The sequence below is a fragment of the Calditrichota bacterium genome, from assembly GCA_014359355.1.
Classification (GTDB): domain Bacteria; phylum Zhuqueibacterota; class Zhuqueibacteria; order JANLFK01; family Oleimicrobiaceae; genus Oleimicrobium.
In genome coordinates this window covers 1-5,129 of the sequence record JACIZP010000119.1, presented here as the reverse complement: position 1 = coordinate 5,129, position 5,129 = coordinate 1, and the positions used below count along the sequence as shown (strand labels likewise).

Genomic DNA, 5,129 nt, shown 5'->3' with positions numbered 1-5,129 from the left:
GTAATTGCCTGCGTAGATGCCCACGTGGGTGATCCGTTCCGGGCTGGGACCGAAAAAGCAGAGATCCCCGGGCTGCGCCTGGCTGAAGGTGGAATCGATGGGGACCGACTCGCCGACGGTCACCTGCATGTTGGCGTCGCGTGGCAGTGCAATCCCGTGCCAGCCGAACACAATGGAGGTCAACCCCGAGCAGTCCATGCCTTTCGTTGAGGTGCCGCCCCAGACGTAGGGGTAGCCGATGAAGCTCCGCGCATCGGCCACGATGGCCTCGGGCGAGGCGACGATGTGCGCCCGCAGTGAGTCATAATCGGCCACAATGCTGCTCTGCACAAAACCCACGCGCCCGTCCGGATAGAGCACCTCGTACCAGGCACCCCGCGAGCCGACTGCCGCAAGGAGGTTGCCGCGCACCAGATCGCTGATCGGACCTGCGCCTTCTGTTGCCGAGGCAAACGCGCGGGCCCAATGTTCCTTTACCACCAGCAGTCGCTTGCTCTGCCACTCCCGCAACGCAGCTTCGTGCACGGGTGTTATGCTCTCGTCTGCGATCCAGCCCAGGTATCCGTCTTGCGCCCGGCAGAAGTACCATCCCCGACTGCGCCTAAGCAGGTCCACTTTGTGTCCGAGCAGCACCTGATCCAAGAGCTCCGCCTTGAACGAAGGCTCCTTGCGCAGGTCGGCGACGCTGACCCGCACGAGACCAAATTGCTCCTCGCCCAGCTGTGGGTCGGGCAGCACCACGATGCTATCCACCATGGGGATCTCGCCAAGCCGTTGCAGCCGCGAAAGCAGGGCCTGTTTGGCTTCCGCCGAGGTAGTCTGGCCAGTGAGCACAATCCCTTTGACCCCTGGGTGTGCCTGGATTGCGTACAAGGCCACGCGCTCGTCTGGGCAAAACTCCCTTCCCACCTGCTCGATGGTCGCCTGCATCTCCGGGGTGACGGTGGGAATACGCACGCAACCCGCAAGCAAGACGAGGACAGCAATGACAGCTCCCCCGGCCAAAAAGCGCTCCCTTCTCACCTTCTCTCTCCTCATTTTTCAGACCAGCAGGTCAATGGGCCCCTTGCCCTGGCGCAATACCACCGGCTCTTCACCGGTCAAGTCCACCACAGTCGAAGGCTCCAGTCCCAGCGGGCCGCAGTCCAAGAAAAGGTCAATGTGGGGAGCGAGCGCTTCGGCAATTTCATCGGGATCATGGAGAATCTCGCCGCCAGGCAAAGAGGCACTGGTGCTGACGATGGGCTTCCCGAACTCTTCCAATAGCATCAGGCAGATGCGGTTGTCTGGCACACGGATGCCCACGGTCTTGCGGTTCGACATCATCATCTTGGGCACCAAGCGCGTGGCCGGGAGAACGACCGTGTAGGGGCCAGGCAGGAGCCGGCGCATGATGCGATAGGCGTGGTCGGAGACGTGCGCGTACTGGGCGATGCCCTGCAAGTTGGGGCAGATGAAGCTCAAGGGGTCCTTGTGCCCCTTGCCCTTCATTCTGTAGATCCGCTCGATGGCCTTCTTGTGGAAGATGTCGCACCCGATCCCGTACACCGTGTCCGTGGGGTAGCAGACTACCCCGCCATCTTCCAACACGGCTGCCGCGCGCCGGATGAGCCTCCCCTGCGGGTTCTTGGGATTGATGAGCAGGCGTTCCATAGTGTTTGCCACCCCTCAGTCTTGTCAGCGCTTTGGCGCGCCGCCCTGCTGACGGCGCTGCGCCTGTTTTTGCCGCTGGAAGTGCCCGCGGTCCTTGCCATACTCTCGCTTGGGCGTGACCACCTTCTTCTGTCGATTATCGATCTTGCGACCAGCCATTGCTCGTGCTCCTCTCGGCCTTCTCCGCCGAGTCACGTGATCAGCTCATAGCAACGGGATGCCGTGCTCGCGGCATCTCTTTCTGACCTCCTCGGGCCAGATCGCCGCCTGCACCTCGCCGATGTGCGCTTTGCGCAGATAGAGCATGCACAGTCGCGACTGGCCGATACCGCCCCCGATGGAAAGGGGCAGTTCTCCCCGCAACAGCCGTTGGTGGTAGTACAGGCCTTCGCGCTGAAGTTCTCCGCAGGCGGCAAGCTGCCTGCGCAAAGCCTCCTGGTCCACTCGGATCCCCATTGACGAAAGCTCCATGGCGCATCCAAGCACCGGGTACCAGACCAAGATGTCGCCGTTGAGACCGGTCTGGCCATCCATCGTGGTTGTCCAGTCGTCATAGTCGGGGGCGCGCAGGTCGTGGGGCTGACCATCGTTCAGCGGCGCACCGATGCCCATGATGAACACCGCGCCATGCTCCTGGCAGATGGCATCTTCGCGCTCCCGGGGCGAAAGCCCGGGATACCGCTGCGCGAGCTCTTCGGCGGAGACAAACGCAATGCGCGCCGGCAAAAACGGCGGGCCAACCTGGGGAAACCGAGCACACACCGCCCTCTCCATGCCACGGATGACCTTGTAGATCTTGCGGACAATGCGCTTCAGGAACGCTGGCCGACGCTCCTCAGCCGTCATGGTCAGCTCCCAATCCCACTGGTCCACATAGAGCGAGTGGAGATTGTCCAGCGTCTCACAAGGCCTGATGGCGTTCATGTCGGTGTACAGCCCCTCCCCGGGCCGAAAGCCATAGTCGGCCAGGGCCAACCGCTTCCATTTGGCCAGCGACTGGACGACCTCTGCCTCGGCGTCCAGGTCAGCTACATGGAACGAAATCGGCGCTTCCCTCCCGGTCAAAGTGTCGTTCACGCCGCTATTGGCGAGCACAAAGAGCGGCGCGGTGACACGCGTCAGGTTAAGTTCTCGCGCCAGGGCTGCCTCAAAGCGGTCCTTGATGAACTTGATGGCATGTTCTGTCTCGCGCAGCCCCAGGCGCGGTACATAGCCAGTCGGGAGCACAAACCTCGCAGGGCTGGCCATGACGCATTCAACCTCGCCCATGGAGTCTGCCCTTCATTGCCGTTGGCTCTGCCGAACAGCGGAGCCACGAGGCAAAGATGCGTGAGGATCCTGGGCGACTTGGTGCGGCAAGTCCTCATTGGCCAGCAGCCATGCTACGCCGAACACCAAGCGCGCCACATCCACCAAGTGAGGAAGCACCAGCTTTTCCACGTCGTCACTGGGCTGATGATAATCCGAATGCAACCCGGTGGTAAAGTTGAGCGCCGCGACCCTTCGCCAGTAGAAAGGCGTAGCGTCGGATGCCGGCGCCGCCTTGCGCGAGCTGTAATGGAGCCGGAGCCCAACTCGCGCATTGGCCCTTTCCACCAGGTCGCGCAACCAGGGAAAATGCCCCGTGCCGTCCACCTCCACGGCGGCGGTGTCGTTTCGACCGATCATGTCCATGTTCAACATCGCCATTGTGTTGCTCAATGGGAAGACAGGGTTGGCGGCATAGAAGCGCGAACCGTACAGGCCCTTTTCTTCCCCCGCAAAAGCGACGAACACCACTGAGCGCCTTGGTGGCATCCCGAGTGAGGCGAACGCCTCAGCAATGGCAACCAAGCCGGCAGTACCCGAGGCATTGTCGTCCGCGCCGTTGAAAATCAGCGTGTCGTTGCGCGTCCCGATGTGGTCGTAGTGTGCCCCAATGACGACGGCCTCGTCCCGGAGATTGGGGTCCCTGCCTCTGAGCACGGCCACGACGTTCCGGGTGGGCAAGCGCTCTTGCTCAAGGTTTGCGCACATGCGCACCCTCACCCCAGGGATGACGAAGCTCTGCGGTGCGAGCGTGCTGTCGATTTCCGCCTGGAGTCTGCCTAATGAACGCCCGCTTGGCGCAAGCAGATCCTCGGCCAGGCGTTTGCCCACACGCATCACGAGCAAAGGGGTACGGTCGCGTTCCTCTAAGGTGAACGATGACCACCCACCCGCTCCCGGCCTGGAGGAGGTCCACTCGCTTGCCGGACGCTCGAAGCGGTGGTTGTTCGGGTCGGTGACCACAAGCACGCCCACGGCGCCATGATCGTGCGCGTTCCACACCTTCTGCTGGAGGGTGGAATGCTCTGTCTCGCGCGCCCCGTCAAACACACTGCTGGAGTCTCGCTCCTGCGGCTCGTGGGTGAAGACCAGCACCACCTTGCCCTCGGCCTCCACTGCCGCATAGTCGTCATACCCGTACTCAGGGGCGGTGATGCCGTAACCAGCAAAGACCACTGCAGCCTCCACCTCCCCACTGCCGCTCAGGTAGACAGGGACAAAGTCGTGGCGAAGCCGGTAGACGAAGTGCTTCCCGTCCAGGGTCAACATCACACTGTTCGGCTCGCCCAGGCGACTGCGGAGGAGATTGAACGGCTGGAGGAATGCCTCCAGACCCGCTGCCCGTAGGCGCATGGCGAGGAACGCTGCGCAGCTGTCCAGCTCAGGACTGGGCGTTTCTCGCCCCCGCATGCGGTCCGAGGCCAGGAACGCAACGCAAGCGCGCACGCTCTGCTCGTTGATCGCAGCGAGGCCCTTCTCAGGCACCTCGCAGGGTTGGCTCCTCAGACCACCGGCCAACGCCAGCAAAATGGCGGGCGAGACGGCCCACACACGCAAGCTCACTCTGCTGCTCACCTCAGCTCCCGACACCAGCCCTTCTTTTCCTACCACTCAGAGGCACGTTTCCCTTGCCTACGTCCGTTGCCCAATGCAGTCGGAACAGTCTCTGCCTGGCGCGGACAGCACCTCTCGCCTTTGTCTGCCAAAGAGGCAACGATGCAGTTGCAGGCTGCCTGCTGGGGTCGCGTTTCCTCAGAAAGAGCGTATATGCGACAATCTTTCTGGAAAGCAAAGCCAGTGCCTGACGAACCACGAGAAAACCACCACCAGCAACACGCCTATGATGAGGCCCACCAGCCCAAGCCAAAACCCCCATTGCGCCAAGGCACGCCCTTGCACAGGAGATCTGCCCTCGGCGATGGCGCGCTCCTCCTGCTTGCCCAGCACCATGGCAATCACCCCCAAAGGCAGCCAGAGACAACAGCACCAGCTGCCGAAGAGAATTGCACACAGGCCGCACACGAAGGCGGCTACAGCCTGCCCACTGGCGCTGGTCCTTTGTGCGGACTCCGGGTTCTTGCTCATTTTTCCTCCCTCGGTCAAGGGGCGATTTGAACCCTCTCGTTGTTTGCAACTCTAATTTAAGTCTTGGAAACGAGAAAGTCAAG

The 5,129-nt window shown here is 62.1% G+C and carries 5 protein-coding genes; all 5 read right to left on the bottom strand.

The features are described from left to right. Nucleotides 1-1,023: C40 family peptidase (locus tag H5U38_05025; GenBank protein MBC7186382.1), on the bottom strand; the 1,023-nt coding region annotated here is incomplete at its 3' end. Nucleotides 1,024-1,041: 18 nt separating this feature from the next. Then, on the bottom strand, nucleotides 1,042-1,653 hold the full coding sequence (locus H5U38_05020; GenBank protein MBC7186381.1) for a threonylcarbamoyl-AMP synthase: 612 nt from the start codon (nucleotides 1,651-1,653) through the stop codon (nucleotides 1,042-1,044). 204 nt (nucleotides 1,654-1,857) lie between these two features. After that, nucleotides 1,858-2,901 carry an aspartate--ammonia ligase gene (locus tag H5U38_05015; protein MBC7186380.1) on the bottom strand — a complete coding sequence of 348 codons (1,044 nt, stop codon included), beginning with the start codon at nucleotides 2,899-2,901 and terminating at the stop codon, nucleotides 1,858-1,860. A gap of 33 nt (nucleotides 2,902-2,934) precedes the next feature. Next, nucleotides 2,935-4,536, bottom strand: a complete 1,602-nt coding sequence (locus H5U38_05010; GenBank protein MBC7186379.1) for a M28 family peptidase — start codon at nucleotides 4,534-4,536, stop codon at nucleotides 2,935-2,937. 177 nt (nucleotides 4,537-4,713) lie between these two features. After that, nucleotides 4,714-5,046, bottom strand: a complete 333-nt coding sequence (locus tag H5U38_05005) for a hypothetical protein (protein MBC7186378.1) — start codon at nucleotides 5,044-5,046, stop codon at nucleotides 4,714-4,716. Between the last annotated feature and the right edge of the window lie 83 nt (nucleotides 5,047-5,129).